Source organism: Kineococcus sp. AC630 (genome assembly GCF_979255925.1).
On the sequence record NZ_CEEDMJ010000016.1, the window covers coordinates 26,838 to 44,350 of the forward strand.

Annotated in this window: 14 protein-coding genes; 6 read left to right on the forward strand and 8 right to left on the reverse strand. The window is 73.0% G+C overall.

All coding sequences use genetic code 11. The features are described from left to right. Nucleotides 1-80: 80 nt before the first annotated feature. The 6 genes from AC0I8G_RS17165 to AC0I8G_RS17190 form a co-directional block, all read right to left on the reverse strand. Nucleotides 81-779 (reverse strand): PAS domain-containing protein, encoded by a 699-nt coding sequence (locus tag AC0I8G_RS17165; RefSeq protein ID WP_471731014.1) that lies wholly within the window; start codon nucleotides 777-779, stop codon nucleotides 81-83. A gap of 199 nt (nucleotides 780-978) precedes the next feature. Next, on the reverse strand, nucleotides 979-2,112 hold the full coding sequence (gene wecB, locus AC0I8G_RS17170; RefSeq protein ID WP_471731015.1) for a non-hydrolyzing UDP-N-acetylglucosamine 2-epimerase: 1,134 nt from the start codon (nucleotides 2,110-2,112) through the stop codon (nucleotides 979-981). A 76-nt stretch (nucleotides 2,113-2,188) separates the two neighbouring features. Further along, nucleotides 2,189-3,094, reverse strand: a complete 906-nt coding sequence (locus AC0I8G_RS17175; RefSeq protein ID WP_471731016.1) for a hypothetical protein — start codon at nucleotides 3,092-3,094, stop codon at nucleotides 2,189-2,191. After that, on the reverse strand, nucleotides 3,091-4,584 hold the full coding sequence (locus AC0I8G_RS17180) for a glycosyltransferase family 2 protein (RefSeq protein ID WP_471731017.1): 1,494 nt from the start codon (nucleotides 4,582-4,584) through the stop codon (nucleotides 3,091-3,093). The genes AC0I8G_RS17175 and AC0I8G_RS17180 overlap by 4 nt, the downstream gene beginning before the upstream one ends. After that, the gene (locus AC0I8G_RS17185) at nucleotides 4,577-5,236 is read right to left on the reverse strand and encodes a hypothetical protein (RefSeq protein ID WP_471731018.1); all 660 of its coding nucleotides are present in this window, start codon (nucleotides 5,234-5,236) and stop codon (nucleotides 4,577-4,579) included. The genes AC0I8G_RS17180 and AC0I8G_RS17185 overlap by 8 nt, the downstream gene beginning before the upstream one ends. Further along, nucleotides 5,233-6,366 (reverse strand): GAF domain-containing protein, encoded by a 1,134-nt coding sequence (locus tag AC0I8G_RS17190; RefSeq protein ID WP_471731019.1) that lies wholly within the window; start codon nucleotides 6,364-6,366, stop codon nucleotides 5,233-5,235. Before AC0I8G_RS17190 ends, AC0I8G_RS17185 begins: the two co-directional genes overlap by 4 nt. 348 nt (nucleotides 6,367-6,714) lie before the next feature. On the opposite strand from AC0I8G_RS17190, the gene AC0I8G_RS17195 reads away from it, so the two are divergent. The 3 genes from AC0I8G_RS17195 to wsfD all read left to right on the forward strand — a co-directional run bounded on the left by AC0I8G_RS17195 (nucleotide 6,715) and on the right by wsfD (nucleotide 9,677). Further along, nucleotides 6,715-7,107, forward strand: coding sequence for a LuxR C-terminal-related transcriptional regulator (locus AC0I8G_RS17195; protein WP_471731020.1), 393 nt, complete (start codon nucleotides 6,715-6,717; stop codon nucleotides 7,105-7,107). Between the two features lie 252 nt (nucleotides 7,108-7,359). Continuing rightward, a complete protein-coding gene (locus tag AC0I8G_RS17200) occupies nucleotides 7,360-8,073 on the forward strand; it encodes a septum formation family protein (protein WP_471731021.1) in 714 nt (237 codons plus the stop codon). Next, entirely contained in the window at nucleotides 8,070-9,677 is a 1,608-nt protein-coding gene (gene wsfD, locus AC0I8G_RS17205) for a glycan biosynthesis hexose transferase WsfD (RefSeq protein ID WP_471731022.1), read from the forward strand. Before AC0I8G_RS17200 ends, wsfD begins: the two co-directional genes overlap by 4 nt. 28 nt (nucleotides 9,678-9,705) lie before the next feature. On the opposite strand, the gene AC0I8G_RS17210 is transcribed toward wsfD, so the two are convergent. Continuing rightward, nucleotides 9,706-10,344 (reverse strand): TetR/AcrR family transcriptional regulator, encoded by a 639-nt coding sequence (locus AC0I8G_RS17210; protein WP_471731023.1) that lies wholly within the window; start codon nucleotides 10,342-10,344, stop codon nucleotides 9,706-9,708. A gap of 79 nt (nucleotides 10,345-10,423) precedes the next feature. Here AC0I8G_RS17210 and AC0I8G_RS17215 point away from each other — a divergent pair, with 79 nt between their 5' ends. From AC0I8G_RS17215 to AC0I8G_RS17225, 3 genes are read left to right on the forward strand one after another with little or no spacing between them, the layout of a single operon-like run. After that, nucleotides 10,424-12,451 (forward strand): amidase, encoded by a 2,028-nt coding sequence (locus AC0I8G_RS17215; RefSeq protein ID WP_471731024.1) that lies wholly within the window; start codon nucleotides 10,424-10,426, stop codon nucleotides 12,449-12,451. A gap of 38 nt (nucleotides 12,452-12,489) precedes the next feature. Continuing rightward, nucleotides 12,490-15,372, forward strand: coding sequence for an aminotransferase (locus tag AC0I8G_RS17220; protein WP_471731025.1), 2,883 nt, complete (start codon nucleotides 12,490-12,492; stop codon nucleotides 15,370-15,372). Between the two features lie 56 nt (nucleotides 15,373-15,428). Next, nucleotides 15,429-16,460 (forward strand): agmatine deiminase family protein, encoded by a 1,032-nt coding sequence (locus AC0I8G_RS17225; protein WP_471731104.1) that lies wholly within the window; start codon nucleotides 15,429-15,431, stop codon nucleotides 16,458-16,460. On the opposite strand, the gene AC0I8G_RS17230 is transcribed toward AC0I8G_RS17225, so the two are convergent. Beyond that, on the reverse strand, nucleotides 16,454-17,407 hold the full coding sequence (locus AC0I8G_RS17230; protein ID WP_471731026.1) for a sugar phosphate isomerase/epimerase family protein: 954 nt from the start codon (nucleotides 17,405-17,407) through the stop codon (nucleotides 16,454-16,456). The two genes, AC0I8G_RS17225 and AC0I8G_RS17230, sit on opposite strands and share 7 nt — an antisense overlap. Nucleotides 17,408-17,513: the final 106 nt, after the last annotated feature.

Below are 17,513 nucleotides of genomic sequence, written 5' to 3' on the forward strand. Positions count from 1 at the left end.
ACGTTCACCGGTGCAGCGTCGGCCCCGCCCCCGGACAGGACCGACCCGGTTCCCTCCAGACGCTGCGGCCAGGGAGAGGATCAGCCTGCGTTGGAGAGCAGACCGAGGATGCGGGCGTCCCCGTCGGGTAGCTGCAGGAGCCGTCCGCTCCCGCGTTGCCAGGTCCACCCGCCGCCGGGCCGGCGGGTGCGGAACCGCACGTCGTAGTCGTCGCCGGTGTCGAAGGTGGTGGACAGGGACCGCTCGACCAGGTGCCGGTCGTCGGGGTGGATGACCTCGTTCAGTTGCTGCGCCAGGGGCGCACCCGAATCCTCGACGTGGAGCAGTGCCGCGCACTTCGTGTCCCAGACCACCCGCGCACTGCGCAGGTCCAACTCCCACGTCCCCACCCCGGGAGTCAGCAGCGGTACGAGGGGTCGTGGTGGACCCCGCTCGGGGTCGGGGTGCTCCTGGGATCCCACCCCGGGTCGTCCGCCCGTTCCGACACCCAGAGCCGCGCGGATCTCCCCCAGCAGCGCCAGCGGGAGCGGCGCCCCGCCGTCCGCTCCCGGTAAGCGGCGCAGCACCTCGGCCAGGACCTCGTAGCTCAGGCCATCACCCTGCACGACCAGCCCGCGCCCGCGGCCGGCTTCGTCGTCCAGGGCCACCGCGTCGTGCAGGATCGACAGAGCGGGGTCGGGCGTCGGGGGCATCTCGTCGCCCCACAGGTCCTGCAGGCCCTGCACCAACTGGCGCGCGCGGGCGTAGCGCGCCGAGCCGTCGGAGAACTCGTCCTCCACTGTCGTCCTCCCCGGGTTGGAAGCATCCGCACAGACCGTATCTAGAATGCCACGGTCGTCTCTCTCCCGCCTGTCACCGGCAGTTCCGATCGCGAGCGCTCCACGACGGTGCAGCGGACCACGCGTCGGGTCCCCAGGAACTTCCTGACAGGTGCGCTGGCGGCCTCCACTCCGGTCCTGCGCTGAGGCCGGTGTGTCCTCACCGAGGAGACTGCACGGTCGTGCCCGCGCTGGTACGGCGTGCGTGGTCCGCCGCGGTCAGGGCCAGGCCGGCGATCCGCCGGCCCGCCTGGCCGTCGCCGTAGGGTGAGGGCAGTTGGGCCAGGTGCTCGGGCCAGCCGGACCGGGTCTGACGCCGGAGGGCGTCCGCGATCCCCGTGACGTCGGTGAGCACCGCGAAACCGGCTTCGACGCTCTCGGGCCGTTCGGTGCTGCGGCGGACCACGACGAGGGGTTTCCCCAGGACGGTGACCTCCTCCTGCACGCCCCCGGAGTCCGACACGACCACGGCCGCCTCGGCGGCCAGCGCCAGGAAGGTCGCGTGGTCGGTGGGCGGCAGGCACCGCACGCCCGCAGGGACGGAGAGGCCGAAGGTGTCCAGACGGGCGCGGGTGCGCGGGTGCAGCGGCAGCAGGACCGGCTGCCCGAGGGCGCCCAGTCCGTCCAGCAGTGCGGACAACTGCTCCGGGGTGTCGGTGTTCTCGGGCCGGTGCACCGTCGCCAGCACGAACTGCCCGGCCCGCACGCCCCAGGTCGCCAGCAGCGCGGCCCGCTCGCCCGGCGTCGGGAGGGCCCGCCAGGTGGCTTCCACCACCGGGTTCCCGGTGAGGTGCACCGTGTCCGGTGCCGCACCGGCACCCAGCAGGTTGTCGACGTTGCGCGGCGTCGGGCAGCAGTGCACGTCCGCAACCGCGCCGATGACCAGCCGGTTGATCTCCTCCGGCATCGCGCGGTCGTGGCTGCGCAGACCGGCTTCCACGTGCACCACCGGGACGTCCAGGTAGTGAGCGGCCTGGGCGCCGGCGTTGGCGCTGTTGGTGTCGCCCTGCACGACGACGGCGTCCGGGCGGTACCGCCGGAAGTGGTCGCCGAGGGCGTGCAGCATGACGCTGATCTGTTCGGCGCGGGGTTTCCCGCCGACGCCGTCCAGGGTCACCGCGGGCCGGGGCAGGCCGCACGCGGCGAAGAAGACGGAGCTGAGTTCGGGGTCGTAGTGCTGAGCGGTGAACACCGTCTCCGCCGCCGGTCCCAGCGCGTGCAGGACGGGGGCGAGCTTGATGATCTCCGGGCGGGTGCCCAGGACCACCGCGATGCGGGGTGCCTGCGTGGTCATGGCGTCGTCCGTCCTGGTGTCGTCCGGGGGGTCCTGGATCGTCGGGTCAGGGACTGGTTCTCCCTGGTCACCGCGGTCACGCCCTCACGCGTCCGCGGTGCGGGGAGGTGAGCAGCACGTCCCGGTAGCGGAACAGCGCCCACCCGGCCGCGCCGAGCACCCCGGCGGCCCCCGGTAGACCCTGCGCGGGGATCGCCGGGGTGGCCTTGGTGGGACCGCAGGTCACGTTCGCGACCTTGATCCCCACGACACTGCCCAAGACGGTGACCTCCAGGGCGTTGGCCGAGATGCTGCCTGCCCCGTCGGGGCTGGTCTGCACGTTCAGTCCGAGCTTCGCCAGTGCCAGCACGTTCAGCCCGGAGTTCGGTGACGGGGTGGAGAGCAGGTCGAGCAGCTTCAGCTCCGTACCGGTGATCGGGGCGAAGGTGTAGACGGCGGCGTTGGCCAACGAGGCACTCGCCGTGACCTTCCCGGTCGCGTCAGCGGTGCACTGCGCGGTGATGGCCGAGGCCTTGATGCGCAGGACGCCGGGGACCTCGATCACCACCCCGCCCGATCCGGCGTTGACCGTGCACACCCCGGCGGAGTTGATGGAGATGCTCCCGCCGGTGCCGACCACGCCGGCGCACGCCGCGGAACTGCCGTTGACGAAGGCGCGGGCCTGCTGGGTCAGGACGCCGGCGCTGACGTTGGGGGCGGAGCCGCTGACGGCCAGTGCCGGGGTGACGCTCTGCGGGGCTTCGCTCTGGGTCCCGTCGTTGCTCGCCTTGGCCGTGCCGGAGGTGACCGACCCACCGACCAGGTTGACCGTCACGGCCGTGGCGGACGCGACGGAGATCCACTCACCCGCCGCGGCAGCCGGGCCGGTGGCGCCCAGCAGGAGGGCCGAGGCGGCGCCGGCCGTGGCCAGCAGTCGTCCCGCCCAGCGGTTCCGGCGCCGGGGTGTGACCGTGGTGCTCGTGGTGGTGGGGGTCGTGGTCATCGTGCGCCTCCGCGCAGCTCGGCGTGCGGGTCGTGGGTGGTGTGGCCGGTGCGCGGGCTGATCACGGCCGGCTGCACCAGGGGGGCCCGGGAGTGGGTCTCGGTGTGGGTGCCGGCCGTGTCGGCGGCGTGGTCGGTCTTCTTCCAGTCGTTGCGCCCCCGCAGGACCCGCACCAGGGCCCACCACACGGCCAGCTGCAGCAGGTAGCCGTAACCGATGTTCGCCAGCCCCAGACGCACCGCACGGCCGTGACTGATCCCGCTGCGGGTGCGCATCCGGTAGAGCGGGCCCCACAGCGCGTGCGGCAGCGCGCCGAACAGGACGGCCAGCGGGACCACCCCCCACGCTCCGGCGACCCACCACGCCGTCGGCCCGCCGCCGGTGGTGGCGGCGTAGTACACGTCCAGCCCCAGGGCGAGCGGGAAGATGATGCTGCCCGCGATCTGCGACCACGGCACGCACAGGTAGTAGGCGATCTCCAGGGCGGCCGGCAGCGGGACGTCGGGGGAGCTCAGGACGCGCCACAGGTACTGCATGCACTGCATGCCGCCCTGCGCCCACCGGCTGCGCTGACGGATCAGCGGACGCAGGTGGGTCAGCCCCACCTGGGAGACGAAGGTGTCGTCGCAGTACTCGGTGCGCCCTCCGGTCAGCAGGACGTGCAGGCCCAGCTCGAAGTCCTCCAGCAGCGCCCCGTGCCAGGGGGTGCCGTGCTCGAGAGCGACGCGGTCCAGCGCGGACATCCGGGTGAACTGCCCGTTGCCGCCCATGCCGACGCTGCCGGTGCGTCGGCGCAGGACCTGCATCGCGGCGATCGGGCCGGTGAACTCCAGGTCCTGCAGCTGGATGAGCAGCGGGTCCCGCCGCGGCGGAGCGTCCAGGACCGCCGCGTCGAAGACGCTGCCCAGGTCGTCGAGGTCGGTGCTCACCAGGGCGTCGACGTCGCAGGTGACGCGGACCTGCACCTGGACCGCGGCGACCTCGGGGTCACCGAACATCGCCGGACCGGCGATGAGGTCCGGGCACGACCGGTCCAGTCGGGCGTCGGCGTCGAGGATGCCCACCAGCACCTGGGTGCGGTCGACCCCGGCGGGCAGGGCGGCGTCGATGGCCCGCCAGGCGTGGTTGAGCGCCGCCCCCTTGCCCTTCTGGGCCTCGGGGCGACGGCGCGTCAGGACGCGCACGGACGGGAACTCCCGGGCCAGGTCGGCGAGCAGGTCGGGGGTGGTGTCGGTGGAGGCGTCGTCGACGCACCACAGCCGGGCGGAGGGGAAGGTGCACGCCAGGTGGCGCACGGTGCCGGCGATGACGGCTTCCTCGTTCAGGCAGGGCACCACGAAGTGCAGGTCGAAACCGTCGGGGTCCCCGGGCAGGGTGTCGCGCCGGCGCAGGAAGGGGCGCAGGATGCACAGGACGTAGACCAGGAAGCTGACGCACAGCAGGAACGCGCCGGTGTTGAGCATCGCCAGGTACCAGCGGGGATCATTCATGGTGGGCACCCGCGCGGGTGAAGGTGCCGCGCAGCACGACCGTCAGGTACGCGACCCCGGCCAGGATGACGCCGAAGGTGCTGATGACGGTGCCGACGAAGACGTGGGTGTAGGAGTAGCCGGCGGCCGGCCCCCAGGTCGCCATGCCCAGGGCGATCGTGGTCAGCCGCACCTGGTTGAAGGTGACCACGGTGACCACCGCGGCGGTCAGGGCCGTCAGGGCCCGGGCGACGGGTACCCGTCGGATGCCCGTCAGGACGGCGGTGGCGGCGAAGAACGGGACGATGAGGAAGGCCACGGTGCACCCCAGCGTGACCCGGTATCCGGTCCAGTAGCCCTGCACGCTGAACAGGACGACGCTGCCGACGGCGTGGGCGTCGGTCAGCCCGACGGTCCGGGCGAGGACCGCTGACACCACCGCCTCGGCGTGCTGGACGTGCCGGGCCAGGACGAAGAGGGCGATCAGCACGGCCACGGAGCAGGCGGCGAGGACGGGACGCACCAGCCCCACGTCGAGGCTGGCGGCCCGCTCGGACCCCGCCGTGCGCGGGTCGAGGTCCTGGAAGGCCTGCTCCGCCTCGTGCAGGAACACCTCGCCGGACGGCAGGATCGGCTCGACGTTGCCCGGCTCGCCCCGCTGCGGCGGGTTCACGCGGTCGTCTGCGCTCGGCGCACCAGCATGAGCCGTCGCTCGGCCTGCTGCCACGCCCCGGGCAGACCGGCGCCGGCCTCCCGCACGGCCCACCCGGAGGTGAGCATGCATCCCGAGGCCAGCACCGCCGTCTGCACGGCGTCGGCCACCGCACGCAGCCGCTGGTGGTCGTCGGCGGTGCAGAGCACCCCCAGCTGCCGCCCGTCCAGGCGCACCACGCTGCCCCGTCCGGCCAGCGCGCCGGCGGCGGCGGCGGCGGCGCGGCGCAGGGGACGGACGCTGCGGGTGGCACCCAGGTCCAGCAGCAGCACGCCCGACGGTTCCGCGTAGGCCCGGGCCCGTTCCTCCTCGCGCTGCATCAGGAAGCCCCAGCCGCGGCGGTCGGGCAGCCCGGTCAGTTCGTCGCCACGCTCCCGGGTCACGCGCCGCTCGGCGCCGCGCTGGTCCTCCAGGAGCTCCAGCTCCGCCTCCAGGACCTCGGCCAGCTCGTTCGCCCGGGCCTGCAGCGTGCTCAGCCACGACCGGACACCCAGACCGCTGAGGTCCATGACCTCCTGCGAGAACCCGCACAGGGTGCCCAGCAGTCGACCGTCGCGGTCCCGCAGGGCGGCGCCGGTGTAGGAGCGGATGCCGAGGACCTCGGCGAGGCCCCTCTCGGCGTACCCCGGCTGGTCCGCCACGTCGACGATCAGGCGAGGACTGCCGCTGGCGACCATGGTGCGACACAGGGTGTCTTCCCAGCGGAAGGCGTCGCCGACGGTGACGATGCCCGAGGCGACGGCCAGGACGGTGTAGACCGGGTCCACGACCCGGCTCACCCCCCAGGTCGCCATGGGCAGGCGGTCGTTGAGCTCGGCCAGGACGTCGTGGGCGGCGTCGGCGAAGGTCCTGGGCGGTGCCGGTTCCACGTCGTGCTCGGCCGCGGTCGTGACGATGGGAACGGCCGGCGGGAACAGCTCGAGCTGCTCGGCCCCTGCGTCCCCGCCGCGGCCCACCTGGTCGGCCTGCGCGCCTCGCACCACCAGCTGCGGGAGCGGAGCCGAGACCGAGACGAGGCGACCCGTGGACGCTCCGTCCTCGGCGAGGCCGGTGGTGCCCCGTGCGTCCTCCACCCATCGCTTCCAGCGCATGGTGATCCTCCTCAGGCCGTCTGCTGCAGCTTCTAGAGAAGGATCGGTCGGCGTACCAGATTGCTTAACCATTCCTGGCGAGATGGTTAGTTGCAAGACGGTCACACCGTCGGCGGTCGCGGGAACGACGGGCGCCGCGGTCCGTCGAGGAAGCGGTGATCACGCGAACCGTTGCGGCGCGGAGGGATCCGGGTGGACCCCCGGCAGGGCGGACGTGCGCGAGCGCGGAGGGTGACTAGTGTGCAGGGAGTCCTGGACGACGCGGGAGAGTGATCGGGGGAACGGCGAGTGACGCCGACGACCCACGGCCCGGCCCCGATCGCGAGAACCCTGGAGGAGGCACCCCTGATGCGGGCTGAGAGCACTGCCGACGCCGCCCGGGACCTGGCGGCCGGACTGTGGCCGCACCTGCTCGAGGCCATCGCCGCCGGCGAGCACCGCATGGTGCTGGAGTCCGCCGCCGGCGGCCGGGTCGTGCTGATCTCCGAAGCCGAGCTGACGCGTCTCGAGGAGCAGGCTCGCGCCGCCCGTCCGGCCTCGACCGCCACCGTCCTCACCGCGCGGGAGGGCGAGGTGCTGGGCCTGGTCGAGCAGGGGTTGAACGGCGCCGAGATCGCTGTGCGGCTGGGGTTGTCGACCAACACCGTCGCCCAGCACCTGGCCAGCGCGCGGCGCAAGTACGCGGTCCGCAGCAGTGCCGCGGCGGCCGTCGCCGCCCGTGAGGCCGGGCACCTGCCCTGAGGTGTCCATCGTGCACCGGTGTCCGCTAAGCAACTAGTTGTTTGGGCTCATGGTGTTAGTTGACTGACCGATGGGAGGCGGTCGTCTTCCAGGTCAGGAGTCAGCGTGGGTCGTCACACCTCCCGGAGCCGCTCGTCGCACCCTCGAACCCGGCGTCGCCCCGCCTCGGCGGCGGCGCTCCTGCTGTCCCTCGGGGTGTGCGCTGTTTCCTGCAGTGCGCCCACGAGTCCCGCGACGGCCGGGCAAGCGCCGGTGGTGGTCGGGGCGTGCAAGCTCAAGACCACCGCCGAGGAGATGGTGGCCCTGAGCGACACCTCGCCTGCGGTGGACTGCGCCACACCGCACACGCTGGAGACCTACGCCCGAGGCACCCTCGACGCCGACGTCGCCGCCCTGGGCCCGGAGCGTCCCGCTCCCGAGATCCTCACCGCCCACGGCGCCGACGTCTGCCCGTTGACGGTGCGCGACTACCTCGGCGCCGACGCCCTCGACAGCCAGTGGGGGTTGAGCGTCTTCGCCAAGTACCCCACGCGGGCGCAGTGGGCCGACGGCGAGCGGACCGTCGCCTGCGACCTCGTCGTCAGCGCTGCCCCGGGCGTCGTGCCGACGCTGGACACCTCACTGGCGGGGGCCCTCGGCCGCCAGGACTCGGCCCGGATCCGGTTGTGCGCCGACGGGGAGGAACTGCTCACCTGCGACCAGCCGCACACCGCCGAACGCGCGGGCGACGTCCCGGTCACCGACCCGGCCACCGAGCGGCAGGCCTGCGCGTCCAACGGTTCGACCTACGTCCGAGGCCACGGGGCGAGCGGGACCGGTGGCGCACCGGCTTCCGCGGGCGGCGTGGCCGGAACGTCCGGGTGGCGCCCCACCGTGCTGCACCGCAACGGGATCGCCGAGTGCTGGCTCACCACTCTCGACGGTTCCCGCACCGGCACGGTGCGCGGGGGGTTGACGCCGCGATGACCACCGGACCGGTCCGTGGACAGGTGGTCGCAGGGCTGGACGTCACGGCCGTCGGGGGACGCGTCCGGCGTCTGCTGAACCGGTGCCTCCGCCGGAACCTCCCGGCCTTCGCCGTGCTGGCGGTGTCGTCGACGGTGTTCCTGCTCCTGCGGATGCTCGCCGGCGGCATCGTCGGGATGAGCGACCAGGGGGACGGCAACCGGCTGCTGTGCCAGCTGGGTCTGCGTCAGGGAAACCCCTACAACACGTCGACGCGGGAGTTCTTCTACCCGCTGTGGCTCGACCACACCTGGTACGGGGAGGACTGCGGGGCCGACGGGGAGACGTACCACTCGACCCAGTTGTGGTTCGCCTGGCTGGCCACCCGGTTGACCCACCTGCTCGGCGGGGTCGACGGGTTGGACCTGCGCTACCTCGCCGTGGTCTTCAGCGTGCTGCTCGGCTGCCTCGTCGCGGCGGCGGCCGTGCTCCTGGTCACCGGTCCGATCGCGCGGGTCGTGGTGACGGGTGCACTGCTGGTGGTGGTCGCCGACGGCGCCTTCGCCGGGTACTACGCCTCGGCCTACTCCGAACCGGCTGCCTTCGCCGGTCTGCTCGCCCTGCTCGTCGCGGTCCTGGTCCACCTGCGCGCCGACGTCGTCGGAGTGCGCCACCTCCTCCTCGTCGCGGCGGTGGCGATGTTCACCATCGCGGCCAAGACGCAGAACGCCGCCCTGCTCGTCGCCGTCGTGCCCCTGCTGTTGCTGAGGCCGGTCGGACGTCGTGCACCGCCCGTCGTGCGTTCCCCCCGCGGTCGCCGGCTGCGGGTCCGCCGAACCCGGGCCGAACTGTGGCGCCTCGTCCGCCGGGGGTTCCTCGTGCGCCTCCCGGCTCTGGCGGTGGCCGCCGTCCTGGTCGCCGGGACCGGACTCTTCCTGCGGTCCCAGCCGGAGCGCCTGGCCACCCAGAACGACTACGCGGCCGTCTTCGTCGAGATGCTCCCGCACAGCCCGGACCCCGCAGCCGATCTCCGGGCCCTCGACCTGCCCGCCTCGTGGATCGATTCCTCCGGCGTCGCGATCGGAGCTCCCGGGAGTGCGGCGAACTCGCCGGCCTTCGCCGACTTCGACGAACACGCCGGCCTGTCGGACCGGCTGGCGGTGTACCTGAGCCGACCGTCGCGGCTGCTGCCCATGCTGGGTCGCGGGGTGCAGGCCATGGGCGTGCTGCGCAGCGACTACCTGTACTCCTACCCCGCCGAGGCGGGGAAGGGGCCGGAGCAGCAGGAGTGCCGGGTCTGCCTGGTGCAGACCGCCTGGCAGGCCGCCTTCGCCGGAACTCCCAACGTGCTGGTGCTGGTGCTGGTCCTGGCCGTCGGGGTGTGCGCGTCGACGGCGTGGATGGTGCGCGACAACCCCCGCGCCCGCGCGGCCGGTGGCGCCGGCCTGTTCCTGGCCGTGGCCGCGGCCGGGCAGTTCTGGGTGGCCCTGCTGACCGACGGGGCATCCGACCTCATCAAGCACCTGGTGTTCGCGGACTTCTGCGTCGCGCTGCTCCTGGTGATGTCGTTGGCCGGGATCATCGTGGTGCGGGAGGACGCCCGTTCCGTCGAGGACCGGGTGTGAGGTGCTCGGGGGAACCTCTGATCCCGACTCAGGCCGTCGCGCCGCCGGGACGGGACGAGGCGACGAGCATCTCCAGGCCCATCTCGAAGGCCCGCGTCGCCACCGGGTCGTGCGGGTCCTCGTCGGCCAGGGTCGCGAACGCCGCGGTGAACGTGGGGAAGGCGGCCTCCTGGCCGGTGGGGTCGAAGACGACGCTCGGCCCGGACATGTCGAGGACGCTGCCGAGGACGAAGGACTCGAACGCCGTCAGCAGGGGGAGCACGTCGCGCTCGGGCCAGCCGACGGCTGCGGCGGCCACCGCGAAGTCCTCGTACTGGGCCAGCAGGACGGGTGCCGAGGCACGCTCCGTCATGAGCAGCGGGATCGCCCGGGGGTGGCGCGCGAAGGCGCTGCGGTAGGAGCGGGCCCACGCGCGCAGGCCGTCCTCCCAGGGCAGGGACCGCAGCGGTCCGGAGTCGATACGTGCGGAGACCAGGGCCCGCACGTCCTCGATCATGGCGGCGCGGTTGGGCACGTGGTTGTACAGCGAGGCGGGGTTGACGGCCAGACGGGCGGCGACCCCGCGGATGCTGGCGGCCTCGGGGCCCTGGCTGTCGATGAGGGCGAGCGCCGTCCGGGTGATCAGTTCACGGTTGAGCAGTGGACGCGTCGGTCTGGCGATGGGCACCTCCTGGGAACGCGCCGAGCCTACGCGTCACCGGCCGTCAGGCTGCTCGGAACCCTGGCCGTCGGAAAACAAACGGTGTATGTTTCCCGCCGTGGACACCAGGCCCTTCACCGTCGTCGAGGCGAGCGTCGAGCAGCTGCAGGACGCCCTCGCCGCGGGCACCGTCACCAGCGTCGAACTGGTGGCCCGCTACCTGAACCGCATCGGTCGCCACGACCGTTCCGGCCCCCGGTTGAACTCCGTCCCGGTGCTCAACCCCGCGGTCTTCGACGAGGCGCGGGCCGCCGACGAGCGCCGCGCGCGCGGTCGGGAACTCGGACTCCTCGACGGGATCCCCTTCACCGCCAAGGACTCCTACCAGGTGAAGGGGCTGCCCGTCGCCAGCGGTTCTCCCGCCTTCGCCGGCCTGGTGGCCCGCGACGACGCCTTCGCCGTCGCACGGTTGCGGGCCGCGGGGGCGGTGTTCCTCGGCCTCACGAACATGCCGCCGATGGCGGCCGGCGGGATGCAGCGGGGCGTCTACGGACGGGCCGAGTCGCCCTACAGCGCCGACCACCTGACCTCCGCCTTCGGCTCCGGGTCCTCCAACGGCTCCGGCACGGCGACGGCGGCCAGCTTCGCCGCCTTCGGTCTGGGGGAGGAGACCTGGTCGTCCGGACGGGCGCCGGCCTCAAACAACGCCCTCGTCGCCTACACCCCCTCACGCGGGGTCGTCTCGGTGCGCGGCAACTGGCCGTTGGTCCCCACGATGGACGTGGTCGTCCCGCACACGCGGTCGGTGCGCGACCTGCAGCACGTGCTGGACGTGGTGGTCGCCGACGACCCCGACCCCTCCGGGGACCTGTGGCGCACCCAGCCGTGGATCGACCTCCCCCGCCCCTCGCAGGTGCGCCCGCCGTCGTTCGCCGACCTCGAGGACCTGCCGCTGGCCGGGCTGCGCCTGGCCGTTCCGCGCCTCTACGTCAACGCCGACCCGGACACCAGGCACCCGATCCGCACCCGCGACAGCGTGATGCGGTTGTGGGCCGACCTGCGCACGGACCTCGAGGCCGCCGGCGCGGAGGTGGTCGAAACCCCCTTCCCGGTCGTGGATAACTACGAGAAGCTCCACGACGGGGACCGCGACTTCGTCGACCGGGGTTTCGTCAGCCGGCAGTTCCTGCGTGACGAGATCGGCGACCTCTCGGTCTGGGCGATGGACGACTTCCTGCGCCGCAACGACGATCCGACCCTGAACCGGCTCGCCGACGCCGATCCCGCGCGCATCTTCCCCGCGCCGCCCGGCGCGCTCGAGGACCGCTACGGGGTGTTCGCGTTCGACCTCGCCTACGACATCGCCGGCTACGTCGACCGCGCCCGGCAGGGGCAGTGCGACTGGCGCGCGATCGAGAGCCTCGAGGAGGGGTTGCGTGGGCTGGAGCACACGCGGCGCGTCGACTTCGAGGACTGGCTCACCGCCGAGGGTTTCGACGCCGTGGTCTTCCCGGCGGCCGCCGACGTCGGGCCCGCCGACGCCGACGTGAACCCCGCGTCGGCCGACCTCGCCTGGAGCAACGGCGTGTGGGTCTCCAACGGCAACCTCGTGCCCCGTCACCTCGGCATCCCGACCGTCACCGTGCCGATGGGCACGATGGCCGACACGGGGATGCCCGTCGGCCTCACCATCGCCGGCCCCGCCTACAGCGACACCCGGCTGGTCCAGCTGGCCGCGGCGGTCACCGCCCTGCGCGAGCGCCGGACGAGCCCGCCACGCACCCCGGAACTGCCGGACGAGGCCGTGTTCGCGGTCGCCCGGCCCGCCGCGACGGGGGAGCTCGCCGTCGCCGTGGACGCGGTGCGCCTCGACGCCGACGGAGTCGTGCGCTTCTGCGCGACCGTGGTCGGCGGGGAGAGCTTCGAGCACGCGGCCTTCGTCGACGGGGTGCGGGTCGTCACGACGTCGGAGCGAGGGCGCCTGCAGGGCACGGCGCAGGTCGACGCCGGAGCCCACCGCGCGCCCGTCAGCGACTGGCTCGCCCCGTTCGGGCCTCTCGTCGTCGTCCTGGTGCGCGACGGGTCGGGCGTGGTCGCCGGTGCCGTCGCGACGACGCCGCAGTCACCGCTGTGAACGCCCACCCGTCCCGTCCTGTCCCCGAGGGAGACGCCGTGTCCGAGGTCTTCGACTACTTCGCCCAGGTCGACCTGCCCACCCCGACGCTCACCGACGACGAGGTGCGCCGCCACGTCGCCGACGTGTTCGGCGTCGAGGTCGACCTGCGATCCCTCGGGAGCCAGCAGGACCAGAACTTCCGGCTGTTCCTCCGGGGGTCCAGCGAGCCGCTGGGGGTCCTCAAGCTCAGCAACCCGGTGTTCAGCGAGTCCGAGATCGAGATGCAGGACGAGGCCGCCGCCGTCGTCGCGCACCGCCACCCCGGCCTGCGCGTGCCGCGTCTGGTCGACGGTCCCCGCGGGGTGATGTCGGCGTGGTGGGACACGACGGGCGGACGGCTGCACGCGCGGGTCATCGAGAACGTCCCGGGGCGGACCCTCATGGGCTCGGGGTACCTGTCCCCACCCGTCGTCGAGGCGATGGGGCGACTCGCCGCCGCCATCAGCACCGCCCTGTCCGACTTCACCCACCCGGCGCAGACCCGGGTGCTGCAGTGGAACCTGCGCCACGCGGACCGGGTCGTCGACACCCTCCTCCCGCTCGAACCGGACGCCGCGGTACGAGCGGTCGTGGGCGCGGCCGCCGCGCAGGCGCGGAACGCGCTGGACCCGGTGGCCGCGGGACTCCCGGTGCAGGCCGGGCACTTCGACGTCACCGACGACAACGTCCTGCGGCCCGAGGGCGGGGTCGTCCCCGACGCGGTGATCGACTTCGGCGACGTGTGCGCGTCGTGGCGGGTGGGCGAGATCGCGGTGACGGTGTCCTCGATCCTGCACCACGACGGCGCCACGCCCGAGAGCGCGCTGACCGCCGTCCGCGCCTTCGACCGCGACCGTCCGCTGGACGACGACGAGATCACCGCCCTGTGGCCGCTGGTGGTCCTGCGCGGTGCGGTGCTGGTCCTCAGCGGCCGGGCCCAGGTGCGCCTGGACGAACAGAACTCCTACGCCTCCGACGCCCTCGACCGCGAGTTCCGCATCCTGGAACGGGCCACGTCGGTACCGCTCGCCGTCCTCACCGCCGCGACCCGCGCGGCGCTGGCACGACCGGTGGCGCCGGAACCGGCGTGGGTGGGGGACACCCTCCTGCCTCACGTCACGCGCCGGGTCGAACTCGACGCCTCGACCGAGTCGCCGCTGAACGACGCCGGGGCCTGGCTCGACGCGTCGACCCTCGAGACCGCCGCCCTGGCGGCCCTCGACGCCGGCGCCGAGATCGTCACCGTGCCCGCCTGGCGCCCGGTCGTCACCGGTTCCCTGCCACCGCCGGCGGCGACGGCCGAGACCGTGGCCACCGGCGTGACCCTGTGGCTGGCCCGACCGACGGTCCTCGGGGTGGGTTCCGGTGAGGTCAGCCGGAGCGCGCAGTCGCTCCGCTGGACGTCGACGGGAGGGACCGTGGTTGTCACCGGTGACCTCGGGAACGACGGGTCAGGAGTGCTCCCCGCCCGCACCCGACTCCTCGTGCAGCGTTGCGCCGCAGGACAGGACCCGCCACCGGCGCGGGTGACACCCCGGCTCGCGCGGGCGTGGCGGGCGGTCGTCGGTGATCCCGGGGGGGCGATCGGCGTCCCCTCCGAGGGGGAGCGCGAGGGAACCGGGGACGACGTCCTGCGCCGCCGGCACCGCGTGCTCGCCGAGGTGCAGGAGCACTACTACGCGGTGCCCCCGCAGATCGAACGGGGTTGGCGCGAGTTCCTCCTCGACGTCGATGGCCGCGTCCACCTCGACATGGTGAACAACGTCGCGTCGGTGGGGCACGCGCACCCCCGCGTCGTCGCCGCGGCGGCCCGGCAGATGCAGTTGCTGAACACCAACTCCCGGTTCCACTACCGGGCCATCACCGACTACGCCGAGCAGTTGTCCGCGACGCTGCCCGACGGGCTCGACACGGTGTTCTTCGTGAACTCCGGTTCCGAGGCCACCGACCTGGCCGTCCGGCTAGCGATGGCGTCCACCGGACGTCCCGACGTCGTCGCGATGCGTGAGGCGTACCACGGCTGGACCTACGCCAGCGACGCGGTGTCGACGTCGATCGCCGACAACCCGAACGCTCTCTCCTCGCGTCCCGCGTGGGTGCACACCGTCGACGCCGCGAACTCCTACCGCGGGCGTCACCGGGGCGCGGACGCCTGGCGCTACGCCCCGGAGGCCGTGGCCGTCATCGACGGACTCGCCGCCGGCGGACGTCCGCCGGCGGGGCTGATCTGCGAGCCGTACTTCGGCAACGCGGGAGGGGTCGCGCTGCCCGAGGGGTACCTGGAGCAGGTCTACGCCGCGGTGCGCCGCCACGGTGGTCTCGCCATCGCCGACGAGGTGCAGGTGGGTTTCGGACGCCTGGGGGAGTGGTTCTGGGGGTTCCAGCAGCAGCGTGTCGTGCCCGACGTGGTGGCGGTGGCGAAGTCCATCGGTGCCGGCCACCCCCTCGGGGCGGTGATCACCCGCCGGGAGATCGCCGACCGCTACCGCACGCAGGGGTACTTCTTCTCCTCCACCGGCGGGTCGCCCGTCTCGGCGGTGGTCGGCTCGGCCGTGCTCGAGGTGATCCGGTCGGAACGACTGCAGGACAACGCCCGCGTGGTGGGCGCGCACCTGAAGCGGCGGCTGGAGGACCTCGGCCGCGAGCACGACCTCGTCGGCACCGTGCACGGTTCCGGCCTGTACCTCGGCGTCGAGTTCGTGCGGGACCGCACCACCCTCGAACCCGCCACCGAGGAGACGGCCGCGATCTGCGACCGCCTGCTGGAACTCGGGGTCGTCATGCAACCCACCGGTGACCACCTCAACGTCCTGAAGGTGAAACCACCCCTGTGCGTCTCGCGCGCTTCGGTCGACGTGTTCGCCGACGCGCTGGGGCACGTCCTGAGGACCGGCTGGTGACCGCCGGGCACGCGAACACCGCCGTCCCCGAACCGAGAGGAACTGTCATGTGGCAGATGCCCGCTGAGACCGATCCGCACGAGCGCACCTGGATGGCGTTCCCCCGCGAGGGTTTCACCCTCGGCGACGGGGCGCAGACCCGGGAGGAGGGGTACCGGGCCTGGACCGACGTCGCCCACGCGGTGGCGCAGTTCGAACCCGTGACGATGGTGGTCGACCCGAGCGAGACCGCCCGGGCCCGGCGCACGCTCGACCCGGCCGTGGAGATCGTCGAAGCCCCTCTCGACGAGTTCTGGATGCGCGACGTGGGCCCGACCTTCGTGCTCGACCGCGACCGTCCGGGAGTTCTCGGCGCCGTCGACTGGATCTTCAACGGGTGGGGTGCCCCCGACTGGGCGGAGTGGCAGAAGTCCGCGGGCATCGCCCGGGTCGTCGCCGAGCACGTCGGCGCCGAGGTCGTCGACTCCCTGCTGGTCGCCGAGGGCGGCGGCCTGCACGTCGACGGCACCGGCACGGTGCTGCTGACCGAGACCGTGCAGCTGGATCCCCGGCGCAACCCGTTCGCGGACCGGAGGCGGGTCGAGGCCGAGATGGCGCGCACCATCGGTGCGACGCAGGCCGTCTGGCTCTCCCGCGGTCTCACGCGCGACTACGACGAACTGGGCACCCGGGGCCACGTCGACATCGTCGCGACCTTCGCCGCGCCCGACCACGTCCTGGTCCACCACCAGCGGGACGAGGCACACCCCGACGCCGCCGTGTCGCGCCAGTGCCGGGCGGAACTGGAGGCGGCCTTCGAGGCCGTGGGCCGCACGGTCACCCTCACCGACGTGCCCGCCCCCGCGACGCTGCACGACGGTACGGGCCCCGTCGACTGGAGCTACATCAACCACCTCGTCGTCAACGGCGGGGTGGTGGCCTGCGGTTTCGGCGAACCCGAGGCCGACGCCCGCGCCCGCTCGATCCTGGGCGAGGCCTACCCGGGCCGCACCGTCGTCACCGTCGACGCCCGCCCCTTGTTCGAACGCGGCGGCGGCGTCCACTGCATCACCCAGCAGCAACCCGCGACGGCCGGTCCGACTCAGTGAGCCGCGGCGGTGCTCCTCGTCTCCAGGGACGACAGGTCGATCGACCGGGACGGCCGCGTCAGGGACGGGAAGCGCTCGCGGAGGAACTCCCCGCTGCGCTGAGCGGCGTCGCGGTGCACCGGGTCGTGGTCGTAGAGTTCCACGCTGATCCAGCCCTCGTACCCCTCGGCCAGGACCCGGCCCACGGCGTCGAAGTCGACGTCCCCGTCTCCGGGAACGAGGTGCGCGTGCACGCGGTCGGCGATGTCCTCCACCTGCAGGTGGCGGGTGATCGGGAGGTGGCGGGAGAGTGAACCCAAGGCGTCCTCCTCCTCCACGACGCAGTGTCCGAGGTCCTGGCTGAGCCAGAGGTCCGGGCTCGCCGTCCGTTCCAGCACGACCGCGACGTCGGCGTTCGTCCGGCAGTGGAACCCCGGTTCGGGCTCGATGCCCAGGACCGTGCTGCCGCGGGGGAGTCCCGCTGCGTCGAGGGTTTCGTGCAAAGTGTCGAGCAGGACGGCCAGGGCCTCGTCCAGCCACGCGTCGGCCTGGGCTGCAGCGACCTCGGGACGCCGCTTGCCGGTGGAGAACGCCACGAGCGGAACTCCGACCAGAACCCCGATGCGCACGCTGCGCTGCAACAGGTCCAGCCGGCGGGCCCGTTCCGCGGGGTCGGGATCCACGAGCGCGGGTTCGAAGGCCACCTCGCTCAGCAGGTGCGGGTCCCCGGTGGCCAGGCTGCACGCGACCATGCCGGTCGTCGCGAGGGTTTCGCGCAGGCGGGCCGCGTCGGCGGCGGAGAACGTCCACGGGTCGACGTGCTGGGCGTTGAGCGAGAGTTCGATGCCGTCGTACCCGCGGTCGGCCAGCGTCCGGACGGCGTCGTCGAGGCTCACCGAGCGCAAACCGTTCGCGTTGTAGGCGAGACGGGCGCGCGAGGTCGAGGGGGTCAGGGAGGTTTCGGGCACAGGTGCTCCTCGTGGTCGCGTGAGTCGCGGTGGAGGGGAAGAGTCGGATCAGCCTGGCAGCAGTCTCGGTGCTGCGCCCGACGACGATACGCACGATCTGACCGAG